General features: G+C 67.9%; 21 protein-coding genes and 2 tRNA genes. 6 read left to right on the top strand and 17 right to left on the bottom strand.

The window, feature by feature from the left end; all coding sequences use genetic code 11:
• Positions 1-7: 7 nt before the first annotated feature.
• The gene (locus AAHB17_RS04735; protein ID WP_342129344.1) at positions 8-994 is read right to left on the bottom strand and encodes a tripartite tricarboxylate transporter substrate binding protein; all 987 of its coding nucleotides are present in this window, start codon (positions 992-994) and stop codon (positions 8-10) included.
• A 113-nt stretch (positions 995-1,107) separates the two neighbouring features.
• Between AAHB17_RS04735 and AAHB17_RS04730 the strand changes: the two genes are divergently transcribed.
• Positions 1,108-1,986, top strand: coding sequence for a LysR family transcriptional regulator (locus AAHB17_RS04730; protein ID WP_342129343.1), 879 nt, complete (start codon positions 1,108-1,110; stop codon positions 1,984-1,986).
• Positions 1,987-1,990: 4 nt separating this feature from the next.
• Here AAHB17_RS04730 and AAHB17_RS04725 read toward each other — a convergent pair whose 3' ends face one another.
• Positions 1,991-3,448: a GGDEF domain-containing protein gene (locus tag AAHB17_RS04725; protein WP_342129342.1), complete on the bottom strand. Its 1,458-nt coding sequence runs from the start codon at positions 3,446-3,448 to the stop codon at positions 1,991-1,993.
• 139 nt (positions 3,449-3,587) lie between these two features.
• Between AAHB17_RS04725 and AAHB17_RS04720 the strand changes: the two genes are divergently transcribed.
• A complete protein-coding gene (locus AAHB17_RS04720) occupies positions 3,588-4,541 on the top strand; it encodes an MBL fold metallo-hydrolase (protein ID WP_342129341.1) in 954 nt (317 codons plus the stop codon).
• Positions 4,542-4,557: 16 nt separating this feature from the next.
• Here AAHB17_RS04720 and AAHB17_RS04715 read toward each other — a convergent pair whose 3' ends face one another.
• Entirely contained in the window at positions 4,558-5,058 is a 501-nt protein-coding gene (locus AAHB17_RS04715) for an Lrp/AsnC family transcriptional regulator (protein WP_342129340.1), read from the bottom strand.
• A gap of 108 nt (positions 5,059-5,166) precedes the next feature.
• On the opposite strand from AAHB17_RS04715, the gene AAHB17_RS04710 reads away from it, so the two are divergent.
• The 3 genes from AAHB17_RS04710 to AAHB17_RS04700 are packed head-to-tail and all read left to right on the top strand — an operon-like array spanning position 5,167 to position 7,074.
• Complete coding sequence (locus AAHB17_RS04710; RefSeq protein ID WP_342129339.1) at positions 5,167-5,484, top strand: 4a-hydroxytetrahydrobiopterin dehydratase; 318 nt, start codon at positions 5,167-5,169, stop codon at positions 5,482-5,484.
• 5 nt (positions 5,485-5,489) lie between these two features.
• Positions 5,490-6,368 (top strand): phenylalanine 4-monooxygenase, encoded by an 879-nt coding sequence (gene phhA, locus AAHB17_RS04705; RefSeq protein WP_342129338.1) that lies wholly within the window; start codon positions 5,490-5,492, stop codon positions 6,366-6,368.
• A 1-nt stretch (position 6,369) separates the two neighbouring features.
• Positions 6,370-7,074, top strand: coding sequence for an SDR family NAD(P)-dependent oxidoreductase (locus AAHB17_RS04700; RefSeq protein WP_342129337.1), 705 nt, complete (start codon positions 6,370-6,372; stop codon positions 7,072-7,074).
• 84 nt (positions 7,075-7,158) lie between these two features.
• Here AAHB17_RS04700 and AAHB17_RS04695 read toward each other — a convergent pair.
• From AAHB17_RS04695 to tolB, 7 genes are all read right to left on the bottom strand, one after another.
• Positions 7,159-7,234: transfer RNA gene (locus AAHB17_RS04695), tRNA-Lys, on the bottom strand.
• A 56-nt stretch (positions 7,235-7,290) separates the two neighbouring features.
• Positions 7,291-7,366: transfer RNA gene (locus tag AAHB17_RS04690), tRNA-Lys, on the bottom strand.
• 41 nt (positions 7,367-7,407) lie between these two features.
• Positions 7,408-8,259 carry a tRNA threonylcarbamoyladenosine dehydratase gene (locus tag AAHB17_RS04685; RefSeq protein WP_342129336.1) on the bottom strand — a complete coding sequence of 284 codons (852 nt, stop codon included), beginning with the start codon at positions 8,257-8,259 and terminating at the stop codon, positions 7,408-7,410.
• A 21-nt stretch (positions 8,260-8,280) separates the two neighbouring features.
• Positions 8,281-9,393: a YeeE/YedE family protein gene (locus tag AAHB17_RS04680; RefSeq protein WP_342129335.1), complete on the bottom strand. Its 1,113-nt coding sequence runs from the start codon at positions 9,391-9,393 to the stop codon at positions 8,281-8,283.
• 9 nt (positions 9,394-9,402) lie between these two features.
• Positions 9,403-10,200, bottom strand: a complete 798-nt coding sequence (gene ybgF / locus AAHB17_RS04675; protein WP_342129334.1) for a tol-pal system protein YbgF — start codon at positions 10,198-10,200, stop codon at positions 9,403-9,405.
• Between the two features lie 10 nt (positions 10,201-10,210).
• A complete protein-coding gene (pal, locus tag AAHB17_RS04670) occupies positions 10,211-10,753 on the bottom strand; it encodes a peptidoglycan-associated lipoprotein Pal (protein ID WP_342129413.1) in 543 nt (180 codons plus the stop codon).
• 108 nt (positions 10,754-10,861) lie between these two features.
• Positions 10,862-12,181 carry a Tol-Pal system beta propeller repeat protein TolB gene (tolB, locus tag AAHB17_RS04665; RefSeq protein ID WP_342129333.1) on the bottom strand — a complete coding sequence of 440 codons (1,320 nt, stop codon included), beginning with the start codon at positions 12,179-12,181 and terminating at the stop codon, positions 10,862-10,864.
• 191 nt (positions 12,182-12,372) lie between these two features.
• Here tolB and msbA point away from each other — a divergent pair, with 191 nt between their 5' ends.
• On the top strand, positions 12,373-14,136 hold the full coding sequence (gene msbA, locus AAHB17_RS04660; protein ID WP_446719555.1) for a lipid A export permease/ATP-binding protein MsbA: 1,764 nt from the start codon (positions 12,373-12,375) through the stop codon (positions 14,134-14,136).
• Between the two features lie 100 nt (positions 14,137-14,236).
• On the opposite strand, the gene AAHB17_RS04655 is transcribed toward msbA, so the two are convergent.
• The 7 genes from AAHB17_RS04655 to hemF form a co-directional block, all read right to left on the bottom strand.
• On the bottom strand, positions 14,237-14,794 hold the full coding sequence (locus AAHB17_RS04655; protein ID WP_342129331.1) for a dihydrofolate reductase family protein: 558 nt from the start codon (positions 14,792-14,794) through the stop codon (positions 14,237-14,239).
• A 97-nt stretch (positions 14,795-14,891) separates the two neighbouring features.
• Entirely contained in the window at positions 14,892-16,406 is a 1,515-nt protein-coding gene (gene rng, locus AAHB17_RS04650) for a ribonuclease G (RefSeq protein WP_342129330.1), read from the bottom strand.
• A gap of 24 nt (positions 16,407-16,430) precedes the next feature.
• A complete protein-coding gene (locus tag AAHB17_RS04645; protein ID WP_342129329.1) occupies positions 16,431-17,036 on the bottom strand; it encodes a Maf family protein in 606 nt (201 codons plus the stop codon).
• Entirely contained in the window at positions 17,029-17,496 is a 468-nt protein-coding gene (gene rlmH, locus AAHB17_RS04640) for a 23S rRNA (pseudouridine(1915)-N(3))-methyltransferase RlmH (protein ID WP_342129328.1), read from the bottom strand. The genes AAHB17_RS04645 and rlmH overlap by 8 nt, the downstream gene beginning before the upstream one ends.
• The gene (rsfS, locus tag AAHB17_RS04635) at positions 17,493-18,260 is read right to left on the bottom strand and encodes a ribosome silencing factor (protein WP_342129327.1); all 768 of its coding nucleotides are present in this window, start codon (positions 18,258-18,260) and stop codon (positions 17,493-17,495) included. The genes rlmH and rsfS overlap by 4 nt, the downstream gene beginning before the upstream one ends.
• Positions 18,257-18,928, bottom strand: coding sequence for a nicotinate (nicotinamide) nucleotide adenylyltransferase (gene nadD / locus AAHB17_RS04630; protein WP_342129326.1), 672 nt, complete (start codon positions 18,926-18,928; stop codon positions 18,257-18,259). Before nadD ends, rsfS begins: the two co-directional genes overlap by 4 nt.
• Before the next feature lie 4 nt (positions 18,929-18,932).
• Positions 18,933-19,853 carry an oxygen-dependent coproporphyrinogen oxidase gene (hemF, locus tag AAHB17_RS04625; protein ID WP_342129325.1) on the bottom strand — a complete coding sequence of 307 codons (921 nt, stop codon included), beginning with the start codon at positions 19,851-19,853 and terminating at the stop codon, positions 18,933-18,935.
• Positions 19,854-19,865 lie beyond the last annotated feature (12 nt).

Genomic DNA, 19,865 nt, shown 5'->3' with positions numbered 1-19,865 from the left:
GGCCCGTTCACTGCGGTTGCAGGTGCATGGACTTGGCGATCGCCTGGTACTTGGCGGTGTTCTCGGCGTACAGCTTGCCCACGGCCGCCAGCGGCTGGGGCCGGGGCACGATCATGGCCTGGGCCTCCAGCGCGCCGCGCACGGCCGCGTCGTTGGCCACCTCGCTCAGCGCCTTGTGCAGCGCCAACACCACCGCCTCGGGCGTGTCCTTGTGCACGAAGTAGCCGGCCCAGGTGTCGAACACGAAGCCCTTGAGCGCCGCGCTCTCGTTGAGCGTCGGCACCTTCTTGAACAGTTCCTGGCGCTCGGCCGACAGCACCGCCGGGGCCTTGAGCTTGCCGTCCTCGACCAGTTGCACCTGGCCTTTGCCGTAGGGCGTCATGAAGATATCAACCTGGCCTCCCATCAGGTCCTGCACGGCGGGCGCGCCGCCCTTGTAGGCGACGTGGATCATGGGCAGGCCGGTCACCTTGGCCATGTGTTCGCCCAGCAGGTGGTAGAGCGAACCGGGCCCCACGCTGGCGAAGGTCAGCGGCTTGCCTTCAGCGGCGGTCTTGCGGGCATAGGCCACCAGTTCGTCGCCGTTGCTGGCCGGCAGGTCCTTGCGGGCCAGCATCACCAGCGGGTTGATGGTGATCATCTGGACCAGCCGGAAATCCTCCGGCTTGTACTTGATGGCGGCGTTGGACAGCGGCGCCAGGATCAGCTCGTTGGGCGAGCCCTGGAAAATCATGTGGCCATCGGCCGGGCTGTTCAGCACCTTCTGCGCCGCGATGCCGCCGCCGGCACCGCCCAGGTTCTCGACCAGCACCGGCTGGCCGAGCTGCTTGGCCAGCACGTTGCTCAGGCTGCGGGCGATGACGTCCGAGACACCGCCGGCCGGGTACGGCACCATCAGCGTGACCGGTTTGGACGGGAAGGACTGTGTCCATGCCGCGCCACACACCAACAGGCCGCAGAGCGCGCCGGCCAAGGCCTTCAAAGGGGATTTCATGTCGTTCTCCTGTGCAAGATGGAATCGGAACGGGCCCATCTTAGGCAGCGAGATTGATGTGGTCCAATGCATTTTTATTCAGATAATCATGATCTGAAAATCATGGAAAAAGCATGACACTCGTGCAACTCCGCCACTTCATCGCGCTGGCCCGGGTCGGCTCCTTCGTGAAGGCATCCGACGTGCTGTGCATGACCCAGCCGGCGTTGAGCCGCAGCATCAAGTCGCTGGAGGACGAGCTGGGCCGCCTGCTGTTCGACCGCATCGGCAAACGCATCGAACTGACCTCCTTCGGCCAGGAGGTGCTGGCGCGCAGCCACGCGCTGGTGGAGGAGGCGGAACAGCTCAGGCACTGCGGGCGGCGCCTGAGCGCCGACGACAGCGGGCGCATCCGCCTGGGCCTGAGCTCGGGCCCGGGCGCCATGCTCAGCGCGCCGGTCATGGCCCACTTCGCGCAGCATTTTCCCAAGTTCCACGTCGACATCGTGCGCGCCAACACCGCCAGCCTGGCGCAGATGCTGCGGGACCGGCAACTGGACGCGCTGGTGGTCGACATCCGTTCGCTGCGCCCGGCACCCGACCTGCGCGTCTCGCAGATCGCCGAGATGGATGGCACCTTCATGTGCCGTCCCGGGCACCCGCTGGCGGACCTGCCCCGGGTGACGTTTGCGCGCCTGGCCGGCTACCCGGTGGCTTCCACGCCCCTGAGCGAGGAAATGGCCCGCATCCTGGTCGAACGTTATGGCGAAGAGGGGCACCCCGAGGTCCTGGTCAAGCTCACCAGCGACGAAATATCCCACATGGTCCAGGTGACCGAACAGACCGACACCGTGCTGCTCGCCATCCGCGCCTGCGCCCCCCACTTGGTCGAAATCGCGCTGCAGCCACCGCTGAAGGCCAAGGCGCGCTTCGGCCTGGTCACCATTGCCAACAAGGCCGAAGCGCTGTTCCTGCCAGAACTGCGCAAGCTGATGGACGCGGTGATGCGGTAGCGCCTCAGGCCAGGCATTCCGCCCGGTTGCGGCCGGCGGCCTTGGCCAGGTAGAGCGCCTGATCGGCCCGCTTGAGCACCTCATCCACGGCCGCGTCCGTCGGGCGCAGCACGGCCAGGCCGAGGCTGACGGTGACAAACAGGCGGTGCTCGCCATGGAACAGCGGCGTTTGCGCGACCTGCTGCCGAAGCCGCTCCGCGATCTCGCCCAGGCCACCCGCGTCGACCCCCGGCAGCACGAGCACAAACTCCTCGCCGCCCCAGCGGCCCACCAGGTCGAGCCCGCGGCGGCCTTCGCTCAGGCGCAGCGCCACCATGCGCAGGACCGCGTCGCCGGCGTCGTGGCCATGCTGGTCGTTGACCCGCTTGAAGTGATCGATGTCGAGCATGATCAGTCCCATGCCTTCGCCAAAACGCTGTTGGCGCTGACGCTGTTCGGTCAGGCGCTGCAACACCGCGCGCCGGTTGGCCAGGCCGGTGAGCGTGTCGGTGCTGGCCAGGTGCGCCAGGTGGTGGACCAGGGCCTGCGAGGACTGGAACCAGCGCTGGAACAGCTGGTAGATGAAAAAGCCCAGGAACAGCACGATGAGCGCGAAGACCCAGTAGAAAACCCAGCTGGTGGAGGCCAGCGTGGACGCCGCCTCGTCGATGGCGGCGGGCTGGGCGGCCTCGCGTGCCTGGTCCAGCCGCCCGGTGGCCAGCCAGATGGTCAGCAGACCATAGATCAACACGCCCATCACGCTGGTCGCGATCAGCAGCAGCACACGCTGGCGCACATCGCCCGCGTTCTCGCTCAGCACATCGGGATGGCGTTCGCGCCAGCGCGCCAGCGCCGGCCAGGTCAGCGCCATCAGCGGCCCGACCAGCAGGACACCCTGCACAAAGGAGCCCACCCACCAGCCCTGCCAGATCGGCAGCAGGGCCTGGCTGTCCAGGCGGCTGGTGTAAGACCACACCAGCGCGCCGGCCGAGCCGAACACGCTGCCCACGAACACCAACTGCACAAAAAACAGCAGCGACTGCAGCGAGCGCAGGTCGCGCTCGAAATGCACCGCGGCGCGGTATCCCAGCACCGGCACGGCAAAACCCAGCGGATTGGCGCAGGCGAACAACAGCGCCCAGCCCAGGGGCATGTGGGCGTACAGCGCCAGCGTGAACGTGGCCAGGTAGGCGGGAATCGCGCCCCACCACCAGCCAAAACACAAGGCCCACCACAGGCAGATGAGCAGCGGCGGGTAAAGCGTGATGTAGATCTGCGTGCCCCCGAAACGGATGGGCAGCCCCGACCACTCGAACACGACCGTGGCCAGGCCCAGGGCCACGCTGGCCAGCACCGACAGGCCCCAGCCCCCCAGGACCAGCCAGCGGTCACGTCGGCTGCCGTGGCGCCACAGCCGCCAGGGACCTACGGCGCGCGACGCCAGACCACTGGCGGCGTCCGGGGAATCGAGCGGCGTGTTCATGGGGCGGCGTTCAATGTAAAGCCCATGTTACACGTCCGCCCCCCCGGAAAGGGGCGTGAAGAGCGCAAGAATAAGCAATCACTGATATATTGACCAGCCTGCCACCCTGGTTTCGCCCCCCTCTTTCCAAGGCCCGTCCATGCCCTTCCTTCACCGGTTCATTGCCGCGCTGGCTGTCTTCCTCGCCTGTGGCGCCCACGCCACCGAGCCGCCGATGGCCCTGGCCCAGGTCGCGCCGAACACCTACTACGTGCAGGGCCTGTCGTCCCTGGGCAGCCGCGAGAACCAGAACTTCATCAGCAACGCCGGCTTCGTGGTGGGGCCACAGGGCGTGGTGGTGATCGACGCGCTGGGTTCGCCCAGGGCGGCCGAGCGCCTGACCAACCTGATCCGCGGCCTGACCCCCAAGCCCATCACCCACGTCATCGTCACCCACTACCACGCCGACCACATCTACGGGCTGCAGCATTTCAAGGCGCTGGGGGCGCGCATCGTGGCCCACCGCGCGGGGCTTGAATACCTGAACTCCGAAACCGCGCAGTTGCGCCTCCAAGCCTCGCGCCAGGACCTCGCGCCCTGGATCGACGGCGGCACGCGCCTGGTGCCCGCGGACCAGTGGATCACCGGCGCCACGACGCTGACCCTGGCCGGCCTGGAGCTGCGCCTGCTGCCCGTCGGCCCGGCCCACACGCCGGAAGACCTGACGGTGCTGGTGCCGTCCGAGAACGTGCTGTTTGCCGGCGACCTGGTGTTCAGCGGCCGCCTGCCCTATGTCGGCCGCGCCGACAGCAGCCACTGGATCGCGGCCCTCGACGCCCTGCGGCAACAACGGCTCGCGGCCATCGTGCCGGGCCATGGACCCGCCTCCACCCGCCCCGAGGCCGACCTGCTGATGACCCGCAACTACCTGGCCTATCTGCGGTCGAGCATGAAACAGGCCGTGGACAACATGCTGGCCTTCGACGAGGCCTACGCCCAGACCGACTGGCGTGCCTTCGAAGCCGTGCCCCTGTTCGGTCCCGCCAACCGCATGAACGCCTACAACACCTACCTGACGCTGGAGCAGGAGTTCATGGACGACATGAAAAAATGAGCCCGCCGGGCGCGGCTCAATCCGGCAGGGGCAGCGCGCTGGTGCACTTGAGTTCGTTCAGGCAGATGCTGGAGCGCACGCCGTTCACGCCCGGCAGCTGCGCCAGCGTACCCAGCAGGAAATTGGACAGGCTCTTGAGATCACTGGCCACCACCTTGCAGACGTAGTCGAAGTCGCCAGTCACGGCGTGGCATTCGAGGATCTCCGGCATGCGGTTGATGGTGCGCTGGAACTTCAACACCTCCTTGAACTGACCCCGCTCCATGGTCACGTGGACAAAGGCCGTCACGCCCAACCCCAGGCGGTCGGCGTCCAGCCGCGTTTCGTAGCGCTTCACATAGCCCAGCCGCTCCAGCCGCCGGTGGCGCCGGTTGCACTGGGCCGGTGACAGGTGCACCGCCGTGGCCAGCTCCTGGTTGGAAATCCGGCCGTTCTCCTGCAGAGCCTGCAGGATGCGGCGGTCCAGACGGTCGATAGGTCCAGCATGCAAGGAATCTTCAGTTTTATCTTCATTCATGAAAGAAATCCTTTTCTCTTGTGCCATGGCACGTTTCAAACGCAAACAAATTGTGCCCGATCCGTCGCAAACTGAGCAGCATCCACAGCAAGACTCGGAGACCACCACATGACACCCCTGGACCCCGCCATGGCGCGGGAACTGCTGGCCAGCCTGACCCACTGGACCTTTGACCGAAGCAAGCGCACGATCTCACGTGAGTTCCGCTTTCAAGACTTCGCGCAGGCCTTTGGCTTCATGGCCGAGATGGCCGCCGTCTCCGAGCGCATGGACCACCACCCCGAGTGGTTCAATGTCTACAACCGCGTGCAGGTCACGCTGACCACCCACGACGCGGGCGGCCTGTCGACACGGGACATCGACTGGGCCACACGCGCCGACAAGGCTTACGCCAGGACCACCCCCAACCCGACTTGTGCAGGGTGACCACGATGGATGCGAAAAAACACGGGCTGGCCGCGGGCGACGCGGGCCGGCCGGACAACGCCGACTGGACCATCCCCCAGGGCTGGGAGCACTACACGCCGCAGGACCACGCGACCTGGAAAACGCTGTTCGAGCGCCAGAGCCGCCTGCTGCCCGGGCGCGCCTGCGACGAGTTCGTGCAGGGCATGCGCGACCTGCCCATCGGCGCCGACGCGATCCCCGAATTCGACCGTCTCAACGAGGTGCTCATGCGACGCACCGGCTGGCAGATCGTGGCCGTGCCAGGCCTGGTGCCAGACGAGGTGTTTTTCGAGCACCTGGCGAACCGCCGTTTTCCCTCGGGCAACTTCATACGAGGCCCCCACGAGCTGGACTACCTCGAAGAACCCGACGTGTTCCACGACGTCTTCGGCCATGTGCCCATGCTGATGAACCCGGCCATTGCCGACTTCATCCAGGCCTACGGCCAGGGCGGCCTGCGCGCGCAGCAACTCGGCAACCTCACCCAGCTGGCACGGGTGTACTGGTACACCATCGAATTTGGCCTGCTGCAGCAAGGCGACGGGCTGCGCCTGTACGGCGCCGGCATCGCCTCGTCCTACACCGAGTCGCAGTTCTGCCTCGACAGCCCCTGCCCCAACCGCATACGCTTCAACCTGGAGCGGGTGATGCGCACCCACTACCGCATCGACGATTTCCAGGAAAGCTACTTCGTGATCCGCGACCTCGACGAACTGCTGGAGTTCACCCGCATCGACTTCGCGCCGCTCTACCAGCGGACACAGGCAGCGCCTGCCCTGCAGCCCGGCGACGTGTTGCCGCAGGATCAGGTGTTCACACGCGGCGATGGCCGCTACCACGCCGCACGGCGAAAGGGCCACTGACATGACACACCCTCACGACACCGTCTTGATCACCGGCGCGGCCGGCCACCTGGGGCGCGCCGTCGCCGCCGCCTTTGCCGCACGCGGCGCCCGCTGCACGCTGCTGGACCGCAACAGCGAGGCGCTGCGCCAGGCCTTTGGCGCCGACACCGACCGCCAGCTGTGCCTGGGCACCGATCTGCTGGACGACGCCAGCGTCGCCCAGGCCGTGCAGACCAGCCTGACCCGCTTCGGCGGCATCGGCATCCTGTGCCACCTGGCCGGCGGCTTTCGCATGGGCGAGCCGGTGCACGACACCAGCGAGCAGACGCTGGAGCTGCTGCTGGACCTCAACCTGCGTTCGCTTCTGCGCGTGTCCCACCACGTGGTGCCCCACATGCTGGAGGCTGGCCGTGGCCGCATCGTGACGGTGGGGGCCTTCGGCGCTCAGCGCGGCGGCGCCCAGATGGGTGCCTACGCGGCCTCCAAAAGCGCCCTCATGCGCATGACCGAATCCATGTCGGCCGAACTCAAGCCGCGCGGCATCAACGTCAACTGCGTGTTGCCCTCCATCATCGACACGGCCGACAACCGGGCCGCCATGCCCGACGCCGATCCGGGGCAATGGGTGACACCGGCGGCCCTGGCCGACGTGATCGTGTTCCTGGGTTCCGATGCGGCGCGTGCCGTGCATGGCGCGGCCATTCCGGTGACGGGACTGGTGTAGGGGCAGCGGGCGCGGCTCTGGCGGCCGCCCAAAGAAAAAAGCACCTGGGGCCGAGGCCGCCAAGTGCTTTTTCTTCTTAATGTTTGGTGGGTCCTGAGTGACTCGAACACTCGACCTACGGATTAAGAGTCCGCTGCTCTACCAACTGAGCTAAGAACCCGGGAATCTGTTGGGCACCCGCGCTGAAACCGCGCGCCAGCCTTCAACGTGGAAGGATGGTAGGACGTGAGGGATTCGAACCCACGACCAACGGATTAAAAGTCCGCTGCTCTACCAACTGAGCTAACGTCCCACTCACCACAGTTGCCTTCTTGCGTTGACGACTGCGAAGCCTCAGATTATAGCGTCATTTCCTGCACTTTTGGAATGACCCGAAGTTTTTGTGCGGGACCGGTGAGTCGCGCGCTTTTTACGTCCTTGGGCCAGGCGTTCGATCGCCCACCCCGCGGCACACAAACCAAAGGTGGCGGTGACGGCCACCGCGGAGCCATAGCCGTGGCAGTTCAGGGAACCATCACCATCGATGGCGCACGAGGGATCGGGCGGTGCCACCGCCTCGCGGCTGAACACGCAGTCCACGCCGATGTGGCCTTCGCGCGCGGCGCCAAACTGGCGGCGCAGGCGGTAGCGCAATTGCGCGAGCAAGGGATCGTGTGTGGTGGCGTGCAAATCGTCCACATCGACCTTGTGCGCCAGGCGTTTGCCGCCGGCCGCGCCCACGGCCACGAAGTGCCAGTCGGCCAGCAGGGCCGCGCTGGCCATGGCCACCTTGGCGGAGACCTGGTCGCAGGCATCGATCACGGCATCCACCGGTCCCTGCGCGGCGACGGCCATGTCGAGCAAACGCGGCCAGTTGTCGGGCTGGACAAAATCATCGATGCAGCACACCCGCACCGCCGGGTGGATCTGGGCCATGCGGGCCTGCATGGCCAGCACCTTGGCCTGTCCGAACGTGTCCTGCAAGGCATGGACCTGCCGGTTGACGTTGGATTCGGCGATGTGGTCCATGTCGACCAGGGTGATGCGTCCCACCCCGCTGCGGGCCAGCGCCTCGGCGGACCAGGAGCCCACGCCACCGATGCCGACCACCACCACGTGGGCGTCGAACACCCGCTGCGCGCCCGCCACGCCGTACAGGCGGCGCAGGCCGCCGAAGCGGCGCTCGAAATCGGTGCTGTCGTCCATCGTGACCTGTGTGCCGGACACTCAGTCCCGCTCCAGCAACCAGAGCTGGAAACGGAAACCCAGCACGGCGCCGAGAAGGATGCCCGCCACCGCGATGAAGCTGGTCAGGCTCAGGGTGGACAGGCCCGAGAGGCCCTGGCCCACGGTGCAGCCCATCGCGGTCACGCCCCCCACGCCCATGCACAAGGCGCCAACGAGGTGCAACGCGGTGTCGCGGGTGTCGCGAAACCCCTCCCAGCGGAAGGAGCGCGTCAACAGGCTGTACAGCAGAGAGCCCGCCACCACACCGGCCACCGACACCACGCTCAGGGTGAGCAACTTGCTGCGGTCGCTGTAGAAAATCAGCCAGTCCAATGCGTGGGCCATGGGCGCGGTGAAGGTCAGTGCCTCCATGCGCCCGCTGCTGGTGGCCAGGTAGACCGACTCCAGGGTTTCGGGGTGCTCGGTCACGAAGCCGACATGCCCGCTGACCCACCACATGGCGGCCACGCTGCCGCCGATGCCCAAGCCGGCGAGCAGGTTGTCCCAGGTGCGGAAACCAGGGCCCGTCAACGCCCACAGGATCAGCAGCCCGCCGACGGCCAAGCCCAGCCAGAGCGTGGTGGGCAAGGCGCCCCAGCCGGTGCCGGCCGCCAGCCATTGCGGCAAGGCGCCACCGGCCACCACATCGAACGCGACGGTGTCCACGGTTTCGGTGCGCAGCACGGCGGTGACACCACGCAGCGTGGCAAAGGATGCCAGCCCCATGACACAGAACACGACCAGCGCCTTGAGGCTGCCGCCGCCCAGGCGCACCAGCGTCTTGCTGCCGCAGCCCGACGCCAGCACCATGCCGAAGCCGAACAACAGCCCCCCCACCGTGGCCGACAGCCAGATGATGCGGCCGCTGGCGTAGATGGTCTTGGTGGGGTCGATCCCACCCAGGCCCGCCATCAGCGAAAAACCGGCCATCGCCACGCCCACCGCCATGCCCCACATGCGCATGCGCGTCCAATCGCCCATGTGGACGATGTCACTGACGGCCCCCATGGTGCAGAAGTGGGTACGCTGCGCGATGGCGCCGAACAGGCCGGAGACGGCAAACGCCGCCCACAGCACCTGAGCCCTCAGGCTGTCGACGTCAATCAGTTCCATGCGGCGGTTTCAGCGCAAGCGGGCCAGCCGGTCGCGCGCGGTGGCGGCGGCCTCGCTCTGCGGGTGCGCCTTCACCAGGTCTTCAAGGCTGCGCTTGGCGGCCTTGACGTCCTTGAGTTCGATCTGGCAGTTGGCGATGGCCAGCATGGCCTCGGGCACACGGGCGTTCGAAGGCGCGGAGCCGATCAGGCGCTGGTAGACGGTGATCGCGTCCTTGTACTCGCGCAGCGCGTAGTGGGTGTTGCCCAGCCAGTAATGCGCGGCCGGCGCGTAGCCGCTGTCGGGGTAGCGGCGCAGGAACTGCTGGTAGAGCTGCGCGGCGCGCGGAAACTCGGTCTTGCGCAACTCGGCCATGGCGGCCTCGAAGTCGCGCTTCTCCGCCGGCGATGCGGTGAACTCGGCGCCGTCGAGCTGCACCTTCATGGGCTCCAGCGTGCGCAGGCGCTCGTCAAGGGCAACCAGCACGTCCTTCTGCTGGCGCTGCAGTTCGGCCACGTCGCGCGCGAGCTGTTCGTTCTGGCCACGCAGGCGCGCCATCTCGGCACGCAGCGTTTCGATCTGGTTGGACAGTTCCAGCAGGCTGCGCCGCGTGGGCGCGGCGTTTTCCTCGGTGACCCGGCTCAGCTCGTTCTGCAGGCGCTGCTGCGCCGCGTCGGTGGCCTGGCGGTTGGCCTCGACCTTGTCACGCAGTTCGATGATGGCGCGGCGCGCCTCGTCGTCACCGAACAAGGCATGCGAAGGCGCTGCCGCCAACACCGCCGCCGCCAGCAGCGAGGTGCGCAGAAGGGCACGGGTCAGGGAAGACATGGCGGCCTGCTCAGCGGTAGGAGATCTCGACGCGGCGGTTCTGCGCGAAGGCGGCTTCGTCGCTGCCCGTGGCGGCCGGCTTTTCCTTGCCGAAACTCACCGCTTCCATCTGCGCGTCGCTCACGCCCAGCAGGGCCAGGGCACGGCGCACGGCCTCGGCGCGCTTCTGGCCCAGGGCCAGGTTGTATTCGCGGCCACCGCGCTCGTCGGTGTGGCCTTCCAGCGCGATGCGGCGGCGGTTGTCGGCCTTCAGGTGGCGGGCATGGGCTTCGAGCAAAGCGTTGAACTCTGCCTTGATGGCGAAGCTGTCGTAGTCGAAATAGACCACGCGGGCCACGCCGGCGGGCGGCTGGCCCGGCTGGTTCTGGCCCACCTGCACGCCCGTCACGCCGCGCGGGTCCACCGCGCCGGTGCTGCCCTGGCCGCTGCCGGCGCCGCCGGCCTGGCCGCCCACGGGCACGGCGTTGCGGTCTTCCACCGCCACGTCATCGAGCTTGACGCTGGAGCAGGCACCCAGCGCGGCCGCCAGCAGCAACGCACCCAGGCGGGGCATCCAGCGGACAAAGGCGTTGGCAGAAGCGGAGGAGGACAGTGCAGGGAGGTTCATGACAAAAGGACTTGAAGAGAAATCGTTGAAAAACAAGCGACGGTGACGAGGCGCTCAGCGCTGGAACGGCCCCCAGTCGGGCTCACGGATGTCACCCTGGGCGCTGGCCAGCCTGGTCTTGATGCGGCCGTCGACGGTGGTGGTCATCAGCGCTTCGCGCCCCTGGTGGCGGCTGGCGTAGACGATGAGCCGGCTGTTCGGCGCGAAGCTCGGGCTCTCGTCGGCGGTGGTGTCGGTCACGGGGTTGGCCTGACCCGACTGGAGGTCCTGCACATACAGCTTGAACGCACCCCCGACACGGGAGATGTAGGCCAGCCAGCGCCCATCGGGGCTGGGCGAAGGTGAAATATTGTAGTTTCCCGTGAAAGTGATGCGCTCGGCATTGCCGCCCGAGGCCGGCATGCGGTAGATCTGGGGCGAGCCGCCACGGTCGCTCACGAAGTAGATCACGCGGCCGTCGGGCGAGAACGCCGGCTCGGTGTCGATGCTGCTGGACTGCGTCAGGCGCCGGGGTTCGCCGCCGCTGGCGTCGAGCGCGTACAGCTGCGACTGCCCGCCCAGGGTCAGGGTGGCCACCACCTGGCGGCCGTCGGGCGACCACGCGGGCGCGCTGTTCGAGCCCCGGAAGTTGGCCAGCAGGCGCCGCCGCCCAGTGGACACGTCGTGGGCATAGATCACCGGCTTGCGGGCCTCGAAGGACACGTAGGCCAACTGCGCGCCATTGGGCGACCAGGCCGGCGAGATGATGGGCTCGGGGCTGGTGAGCGCGGCCTGCGCGCTCTCACCGTCGGCGTCGGCCACCCACAGGTTGTAGCGCGCGCCCTGCTTGGACACGTAGGCGATGCGGGTGGAGAACACGCCCTTGTCGCCGGTGAGTTTTTCGTACACGTGATCGGCCACGCGGTGGGCCGCCAGACGCAGGTCGCCCACCGGCACCGGGAAGCTCAGGCCGCCCAGGTCCTGGGCGCGCACCACGTCCCACAGGCGGAAACGCACGTCGTAGCGGCCGTCGGCCAGCCGGCTGACACTGCCCGTCAGCAACGCGTCGGCCTGGCGTTCGCGCCAGGGCGCGAGGTCGGGGCGCGAGGTCTCGTCCAGCGCGCCGGGCACCGGCGGCACGGCGCGCAGCAGGCCGCTGCGCTCCAGGTCGGCCTGCACGATGGCGGCCACGTTCTGCGGCGCCGCGTCACCGCCGCGAAAGGGCGCGATCGCGATGGGAATCTGCGTCAGTCCGACGCCGGACACCTCGACCCGGAACTGGGCCTGGGCCGGTGACAGGCCGGCCAGCGCCAGCGCAGGCACACCGGCCAACAAACGCCGCCGCGCCACACCGGGGCCCGAGGTCAAGGTACAAGTGAGATCAGGAAGGGTCATGGGTCGTGGATTGCGCAGGGTGCCAGACCGGGTGCCGGCGAAGGACCCGGAGATGGCGCCGATAATACTGGAGAGGCCCGCGTGCAAGCGTGACAAGATGTGGATGCGACCCGACGCGCGGCGCGAGGTTCCCCATAAGTTCGCCGCCGCGATCCGCCCACGCCCTGCCCGCCGCCCCCAACCGCCCCGCCATCGCCTTGAGCCACACCGCCGCCCCCACCCTGAAGCAGCGCCTTGCCCGCCTGTGGCCCTACTTCCGATCGGCCCGCCTGGGCATCGCGCTGGCCGCCGTGGGCACCCTGATCGGGGCCCTGACCGAACCGCTGATCCCCGCCTTCCTGCAGGCCCTGCTGGACAAGGGCTTCATCGACCGGGGCATTCCCCTGTGGGCGGTGCCGGCCGCGCTGCTGGGCCTGTTCGGCATACGCGGGCTGGCCGGCTTCGTGGCGCAGTACGCGCTGACCTACACCGCCAGCCTGGGCCTGCTCAACCTGCGCCGAGCCATGTTCGAACGCATGAACCAGGCCGAGCTGTCGCTGTTTGCCCAGCAGAACGCCAGCAAGCTGTCCAACACCCTGGTCTACGAGGTGCAGACCGGCTCCACCACCCTGGTCAACGCCTTCCTGAGCCTGACCAAGGACAGCCTGACGCTCATGGCGCTGATGGGCTACCTGCTCTACCTGAACTGGAAACTCACCCTCATCGTGCTGCTGCTGTTCCCCGGGCTGGTGTGGATCATGCGCGTGTTCTCGCGCCGGCTCTACCGGCTGACCCAGGCCAGCCAGCACGCCACCGACGACCTGGCCTACGTGGTCGAGGAAAACGTGCTCGCCCACCGCATGGTGCGCCTGCATGGCGCGCAGCAGCAGCAGGGGCGGCGCTTTGACGTGCTCAGCGTGGCCCTGCGCCGGCTGGCCATGAAGTCCACCGTGGCGCAGGCGGCCATGACGCCGCTGACGCAGATGCTGGCCGCCGCCGCGCTGTCGGCCGTGATCTCGGTGGCCTTGTGGCAGAGCAGCGGCAGTGGCGTCACGGTAGGCGGCTTCGTGTCCTTCGTCACCGCCATGCTGATGCTGGTCACGCCCATCCGGCACCTGGCCGAAATCGCCGGTCCCATCACGCGTGGCCTGGCGGCGCTGGAACGTGGCCTGGCCCTGATCGAGGACACCGCCGCCCAGAGCGGCGGTACGCTGGACCCCGGCCGTGCCCAGGGCCACCTGGCACTGAACGATGTGTGGGTGCGCTACGAAGGCGACGGGCCGGCCGCGCTGCAAGGCGTGTCGCTGGCCATCGAGCCGGGCCAGGTGGTGGCCCTGGTGGGCCCCTCGGGTTCAGGCAAGACCACGCTGGCCAACCTGCTGCCGCGTTTCGTCGAGCCCAGCAGCGGCCAGATCACCCTGGACCAGCATCCCCTGGCCAACTGGGACCTGCAGGCGCTGCGGCGCCAGTTCGCCATGGTGAGCCAGGACGTTGTCATGCTCAACGACAGCCTGGCCTTCAACGTCGCGCTGGGCCAGGAACTGGACCCTGTGCGGGTGGAACACGCCCTGCGCGCGGCCAACCTGGGCGAGCTGTTGGACCGTCTGCCGCAAGGCATACACAGCACCGTGGGCCACAACGCGACCGAACTCTCGGGCGGGCAGCGCCAGCGCCTGGCCATCGCCCGCGCCCTCTACAAGGACGCCCCCATCCTCATCCTCGACGAAGCCACCTCGGCGCTGGACAACGAATCGGAACGCCTGGTGCAAGACGCCATCGGCCGCCTCATGGCCGGCCGCACCACCATCGTCATCGCCCACCGCCTGTCCACCATCGAACACGCCGACCGCGTGGTGGTGCTGGCCGAAGGCCGCATCATCGAACAAGGCACCCACCGCGAACTGCTCCAGCTGGATGGGCTGTATGCGCGGCTGCATGCGCATGGGGGGTTAACGGACAACGGCGACGGGACGTGAGGCAGCGGCGGACCTGAGAAGTCGGGCACTTGCAGGCTGACTGGGAACGCGCGTTCCATCCGAGCTCAGCGCGTTGTTGACGACATGCCCCACCTCCGGGTCAGTGCGCGCGCCGGTAGTGCATGGCGACCGCGCCGCTGCGGAGCGGCTTCGCCGAGACCAGCTCGAGCCGTCGCGTGCTGGGCAGCCCGTTCTGGTACAGGGTCGGGCCGTGACCGGCGATCCTGGGGTGGACGAGGAACTGGTACTCGTCGATCAGATCCAGCCGGTCCAGCTCGGTCGCGAGCTTGCCGCTGCCGAGGAGCACGCCGGCCGGGGTCGCGTCCTTGAGCTTCTGCACGCCCATGCGCAGTTCGCCGCCGATGTGGTGGCTGTTGGTCCACGGGAAGTCCTTTCGCGTCGACGACACCACGTGTTTCGGCTTGGCCTCCAGCTTGACCGCCCATTCGCGCATCGCCGGCGGCGCCTCCGCATCGCCGCGGGCGACCGCCGGCCAGCAGCTCTCCATCATCTCGTAGGTGACGCGGCCCCACAGCATCGCCCCGCAATCGTCCATGAGGCGGGTGAAGAAGGCGTGTGTCTCGTCGTCGGTGATGCCTTCCTGGTGATCGACACAGCCGTCCAGGGTGACGTTGATGCTGAAGGTCAAAAGCCCCATGGTGTCCTCCAATCGATGACCGCTACCCGGAGCGAGGTGCGCTGTTGCTGCTGGACCGCCACCGGTCATTCGCAAGCGGCAGGCCGCCTGCAGCACCTCACAACAGCACGATGTCGTACTGCTCCTGCGTCATCGAGCTTTCGCTGGTCAGCGATATCGGCTTGCCGATGAAGTCCGACAGGCCCGCCAGGTGCGGGCTTTCCTCGTCGAGGAACAGCTCCACCACCTGGGGTGAGGCGACGACGCGGAACTCGCGGGGGCTGAAGGCGCGTGCCTCGCGCAGGATTTCGCGCAGGATGTCGTAGCACACGCTGCGCGCGGTCTTGACCACGCCCTTGCCCTCGCACGCGGGGCACGGCTCGCTGAGCATGTGGGCCAGCGATTCGCGGGTGCGCTTGCGCGTCATCTCCAGCAGGCCCAGCTGCGAGAAGTCGCCCAGCATGGTCTTGACGCGGTCGCGCGAGAGCTGCTTGCGGAACTCGCCCAGCACGGCGTTGCGGTGTTCGTCGCGCACCATGTCGATGAAGTCGACGATGACGATGCCGCCCAGGTTGCGCAGGCGCAGTTGCCTCGCGATGGCCTGCGCTGCCTCCAGGTTGGTCTTGAACACGGTGTCGTCGAAGTTGCGCGCGCCGACAAAACCGCCGGTGTTCACGTCCACCGTGGTCAGGGCCTCGGTCTGGTCGATCACCAGGTAGCCGCCGGACTTGAGGTCCACGCGCCGGCTCAGCGCGCGGGCGATCTCCTCATCCACGTTGTGCAGGTCGAAGATGGGACGTTCGCCGGTGTAGAGCTGCAGGCGCTTGAGCGTGGCCGGCATGAACTCGGTGGCGAACTGCTGCAACAGGCCAAACTGCTCGCGCGAGTCGATGCGAATGGACTGTGTCTGCGCACCCACCAGATCGCGCAAGACGCGCTGGATGAGGTTGAGGTCCTGGTGCAGCAGGCTGGCCGGCGGCTGGCGCGTGGCGGCATCGCGGATGCGGTCCCAGGTCTTGCGCAGGTAGGCGATGTCTTCCGCGAGCTCCTCGTCGGTCGAGTCCTCGGCGTTGGTGCGCAGGATGAAGCCACCGCTGGCCGCCCCACCCGGCAAGGCGGTCAGGCTGGTCAGGCGCTGGCGCAAGGCCTCGCGCTGCTCGGTGGGGATTTTTTGCGACACGCCGACGTGGTTGTCCTGCGGCAGGAACACCAGCAGGCGTCCGGCGATGCTGATCTGCGCGGTCAGGCGCGCGCCCTTGGTGCCGATGGGGTCCTTGAGCACCTGCACCATCAGGGCCTGGCCTTCGAACACCTGGCGCTCGATCGGCAGCACCGCATCGGGGCCGCCACTGCCAGCGGCGCTGGCGGTGGCATTGCGGTCCTTGGGGCCGTGTTTGGCGTTGATCTGGGGCATCAGGTCGGCCACGTGCAAAAAGGCCGCACGCTCCAGGCCAATGTCGATGAAGGCCGACTGCATGCCTGGCAGCACCCGCGACACCTTGCCCAGGTAGACGTTGCCCACCAGGCCGCGCTCCAGCGTGCGCTCCAGGTGCACCTCCTGCACCGCGCCCTGCTCCACCACGGCCACCCGGGTTTCCTGGGGCGACCAGTTGATCAAAATGTCCTGGCTCATCGATGTCCCTGGTGAAGAAAAAATTCAGAGGAGCCGCAGGCCCGCCGCCCGCAGCACCTGCGCGGTCTCGAAGGCCGGCAGGCCCATGATGCCGCTGTAGCTGCCCGAGATCTGCCGGGCCCACAAGGCGGCCCGGCCCTGGATGGCGTAGGCACCGGCCTTGCCCAAGGGCTCGCCGCTGGCCACGTAGCGGGCGATCTCGGCGGGCTTCATGTCGGCAAAGGCCACGCTGGAACGGCTGAGCGCGGCATACACCTGGCCCTTGTGCGCCACCGCCACCGCCGTCAGCACCTGGTGCGTGTGGCCCGACAGGCTGGCCAGCATGCGCCGCGCATGGGCCGCGGTCTCGGGTTTGCCCAGGATGGCCTTGCCCAGCGCCACGGTGGTGTCGGCGCACAGGATGGGCGCCGGTGGCAGGCCACGGCGCTTGAGCCGCTCGACCGCAGCGTCCAGCTTGAGCCGGGTGACGCGTTGCACATAACGTGCGGGTGCCTCGTTGGGTCTGACGACTTCCAGCGCCTCGCTGTCCTCATCGGCATCGGGCAGCAGCAGTTCGCAGCGCACGCCCCATTGCTCCAGCAGCTGTTTGCGGCGCGGGCTTTGCGAGGCGAGATAAATGAAATCACTCACGGTGGTAGGGGTGGTTCGCGTTGACGGACCAGGCGCGGTAGAGCTGCTCGATCAGCAGCACACGCGCCAGCGCATGCGGCAGGGTCATGTCGGACAGGCGGATGCGCTCGTGCGCGGCCTGGCGGAAGGCGGGCTCCAGGCCATCGGGACCGCCGATCACCAGGGCCACGTCGTCGCCTTCGAGTTGCCAGGCCTTCAGGCGCGCGGCCAGGGCCATGGTGGTGAGGTTGGTGCCGCGCTCGTCGAGCACCACGACGCGCGTGCCGCGCGGAATCTGGGCCTCGATGCGGGCGCGCTCGGCCGCCAGCAGCGTCTCCAGGGTCTTGGAGCCGCGTGGTTCGGTCTTGACGGTCCGGATCTCCACCCGCAGCTCGGGTGGAAAGCGCTTGGCGTAATCGTCGTAGGCGGTCTGGGCCCAGTCGGGCATGCGCTGCCCGACCGCGACGATGCCGAGCTTCATGCGGGCTTCTTGGTCGTCTTCCTGGCCGGTGCGGCTTTCTTGGCCGCCGGCTTCTTGGCCGTGGCGCTCTTGCCCGGTGCGTTGACCTTGACCACTTTCATCGGCGCGTTGCGCGGCTGGGTGCCACCGGTCTTGCCAGTCGGCGCCTTGGCCGCCGGGCTCTTGCGGGCGGAGGTCTTGGCGGCGGTTTTCACCGGCGCCTTGGTGGCCGGCTTGGCGCTGCCCTTGGCCGGGGCCTTGGCAGCGGGCTTGGCCGCCGTCTTGGTCGCAGCGGCGGCCTTGGCCACCTTGGCGGCGACCTTCTTGGCCGGCACAGCGGCCACCGGCGCCTTGGCCGCGGCTTTCTTCGCGGCGGCCTTCTTGGCCACCGGCTTTTCAGGCGCCACTGGCTTCTCCGCACCGTGTTTCACCCGCACCGGTTTCTCGCCCCAGATTTCTTCCAGGCGGTAGTACTGGCGGATGGCGGGCTGCATCACGTGCACCACGGCCGCGCCGCAATCGACGATGATCCATTCGCCGTTGTCCTCGCCCTCGGTGCGGGGCTTGGGAAAGCCGGCCTCACGCACCGCATCGCGCACGCTGGCGGCCAGCGCCTTGGTCTGCCGGTTGGAGGTGCCACTGGCCACCACCACCCGCTCGAACAGCGGGGAGAGATGCTCTGTGTTGAACACCACGATGTCCTGGGCCTTGACGTCCTCCAGCCCGTCCACGATGGCGCGCTGCAGTTTCTGGGTGTTTTTCTTGGCCGTGGTTTCGCTGGTCATGAATGGTGTTGGTAGAGGTGGTGGGTGGAAATATAGCGTGCAACCGATTCAGGCACCAGCACGTCGAGCGCGCCCCGCTGGTCGCCAGCTTCGCGCACCTGGGCGCGCACGGCGGTGGCGCTGATGTTGCGCAAGGGCATGTGCAGCAGGGTAAAGGGCACGTCGACTCCGGAGAGGTCCATCTCGACCTCCTGGTCCAGCCGGGCATCGGCACCGATGTTGATGGCGCGGTTGGCGACCGCCAGGGTGGCGTATTCAAGCACATCTTCCCAACGCACCCAGTTCTTGAACGACAGCAGCTGGTCGGCGCCCAGTACGAGAAAGAGTTCGGCGCCTGGGTATTCGTTGCGCAGCTCGCGCAAGGTGTCGGCCGTGTAGGACGGTCCTTCGCGCCGAATCTCGCGCTCGTCGAAGCGGACGTTGAGCAGCCCGGCAAAGGCCAGCTGGCACATGGCGACGCGGTGCTCGGCCGGCGAGAGCTGGCGCGGCTTGTGCCAAGCGTGGCCGGTGGGCAGGATGTGGAGGTGGTCCAGCCGCAGCTGGCCCAGGGCCGTCTCGGCCAGCGCGCGGTGCGCCCAGTGGGGCGGATCGAACGCGCCGCCGAACATGCCCACGCGCAACGGACGCTGCGTGCCGTGTCCCGCTCGCGGGTCAGAGGTGTCGTTCATGCGGTCAAACCCAATCGCGACGCACCAGGAAATGGCGCGTGAGCCGGTCTTCCGGCGAACCGGGTTCGGGCTGGTGGTTGTAGGCCCAGCGCGCCAGCGGCGGCATGGACATCAGGATGGACTCGCTGCGCCCGCCCGACTGCAGGCCGAAGTGGGTGCCCCGGTCCCAGACGAGGTTGAACTCGACGTAGCGGCCACGGCGGTAGAGCTGGAAGGCGCGCTCGCGTTCGCCCCAGGGCGTCTCGCGGCGGCGCTCGACGATGGGCAGGTAGGCCGACAGGAAGGCATCGCCCACGGCGCGTGTCATGGCGAAGCCGTTGTCGAAGCCACCTTCCGAAAAGTCGTCGAAGAAGACGCCGCCGACACCGCGCGCCTCGTTGCGGTGCTTGAGGAAGAAGTAGTCGTCGCACCAGGCCTTGAAGCGCGGGTACTTGTCGTCGCCGAAGGGTGCCAGCGCATCGCGGCAGCTGCGGTGAAAGTGCACCGCGTCCTCCTCGAAGGCGTAGTAAGGCGTGAGGTCCATGCCACCGCCGAACCAGCACACCGGTTCGCTGCCGTCCAACGGCGTGGCCGCGATCATGCGCACGTTCATGTGCACCGTCGGCACGTAGGGGTTGCGCGGATGGAAAACGAGCGAGACACCCATGGCTTCAAAGGGCGCGCCGGACAGCTCGGGCCGGTGCTGGGTGGCCGATGGCGGCAGGCGCGGCCCACGCACGTGCGAGAAACCACAGCCCGCGCGCTCGAACACCGCCCCTTCTTCCAGGATGCGGGTCACGCCCTGCCCCTGCAAGGTGTCGGAAGCGGGCTTGTCCCAGGCGTCGCTGAGGAAGGCGTGTCCGTCGAGATCGGACAGGGCGCCGGTGATGCGGTCCTGCAGCGACGTCAGGTAGTCACGCACCGCCGTGATGGAGGGCTGGTTCATGGGGCGATGTTA

It is taken from the genome of Hydrogenophaga sp. OTU3427, from assembly GCF_038440225.1.
In the GTDB taxonomy this organism is placed as follows: Bacteria; Pseudomonadota; Gammaproteobacteria; order Burkholderiales; family Burkholderiaceae_C; genus Hydrogenophaga.
This window is presented reverse-complemented; position numbering and strand designations above follow the sequence as displayed.

What these genes read in the sequence shown, in the direction of transcription:
- AAHB17_RS04735 (WP_342129344.1), bottom strand. Translation starts at nt 994, where the DNA reads ATGAAATCCCCTTTGAAGGCCTTGGCCGGCGCGCTCTGCGGCCTGTTG.
- AAHB17_RS04730 (WP_342129343.1), top strand. Translation starts at nt 1,108, where the DNA reads ATGACACTCGTGCAACTCCGCCACTTCATCGCGCTGGCCCGGGTCGGC.
- AAHB17_RS04725 (WP_342129342.1), bottom strand. Translation starts at nt 3,448, where the DNA reads ATGAACACGCCGCTCGATTCCCCGGACGCCGCCAGTGGTCTGGCGTCG.
- AAHB17_RS04720 (WP_342129341.1), top strand. Translation starts at nt 3,588, where the DNA reads ATGCCCTTCCTTCACCGGTTCATTGCCGCGCTGGCTGTCTTCCTCGCC.
- AAHB17_RS04715 (WP_342129340.1), bottom strand. Translation starts at nt 5,058, where the DNA reads ATGAATGAAGATAAAACTGAAGATTCCTTGCATGCTGGACCTATCGAC.
- AAHB17_RS04710 (WP_342129339.1), top strand. Translation starts at nt 5,167, where the DNA reads ATGACACCCCTGGACCCCGCCATGGCGCGGGAACTGCTGGCCAGCCTG.
- phhA (WP_342129338.1), top strand. Translation starts at nt 5,490, where the DNA reads ATGGATGCGAAAAAACACGGGCTGGCCGCGGGCGACGCGGGCCGGCCG.
- AAHB17_RS04700 (WP_342129337.1), top strand. Translation starts at nt 6,370, where the DNA reads ATGACACACCCTCACGACACCGTCTTGATCACCGGCGCGGCCGGCCAC.
- AAHB17_RS04685 (WP_342129336.1), bottom strand. Translation starts at nt 8,259, where the DNA reads ATGGACGACAGCACCGATTTCGAGCGCCGCTTCGGCGGCCTGCGCCGC.
- AAHB17_RS04680 (WP_342129335.1), bottom strand. Translation starts at nt 9,393, where the DNA reads ATGGAACTGATTGACGTCGACAGCCTGAGGGCTCAGGTGCTGTGGGCG.
- ybgF (WP_342129334.1), bottom strand. Translation starts at nt 10,200, where the DNA reads ATGTCTTCCCTGACCCGTGCCCTTCTGCGCACCTCGCTGCTGGCGGCG.
- pal (WP_342129413.1), bottom strand. Translation starts at nt 10,753, where the DNA reads ATGCCCCGCCTGGGTGCGTTGCTGCTGGCGGCCGCGCTGGGTGCCTGC.
- tolB (WP_342129333.1), bottom strand. Translation starts at nt 12,181, where the DNA reads ATGACCCTTCCTGATCTCACTTGTACCTTGACCTCGGGCCCCGGTGTG.
- AAHB17_RS04655 (WP_342129331.1), bottom strand. Translation starts at nt 14,794, where the DNA reads ATGGGGCTTTTGACCTTCAGCATCAACGTCACCCTGGACGGCTGTGTC.
- rng (WP_342129330.1), bottom strand. Translation starts at nt 16,406, where the DNA reads ATGAGCCAGGACATTTTGATCAACTGGTCGCCCCAGGAAACCCGGGTG.
- rlmH (WP_342129328.1), bottom strand. Translation starts at nt 17,496, where the DNA reads ATGAAGCTCGGCATCGTCGCGGTCGGGCAGCGCATGCCCGACTGGGCC.
- rsfS (WP_342129327.1), bottom strand. Translation starts at nt 18,260, where the DNA reads ATGACCAGCGAAACCACGGCCAAGAAAAACACCCAGAAACTGCAGCGC.
- nadD (WP_342129326.1), bottom strand. Translation starts at nt 18,928, where the DNA reads ATGAACGACACCTCTGACCCGCGAGCGGGACACGGCACGCAGCGTCCG.
- hemF (WP_342129325.1), bottom strand. Translation starts at nt 19,853, where the DNA reads ATGAACCAGCCCTCCATCACGGCGGTGCGTGACTACCTGACGTCGCTG.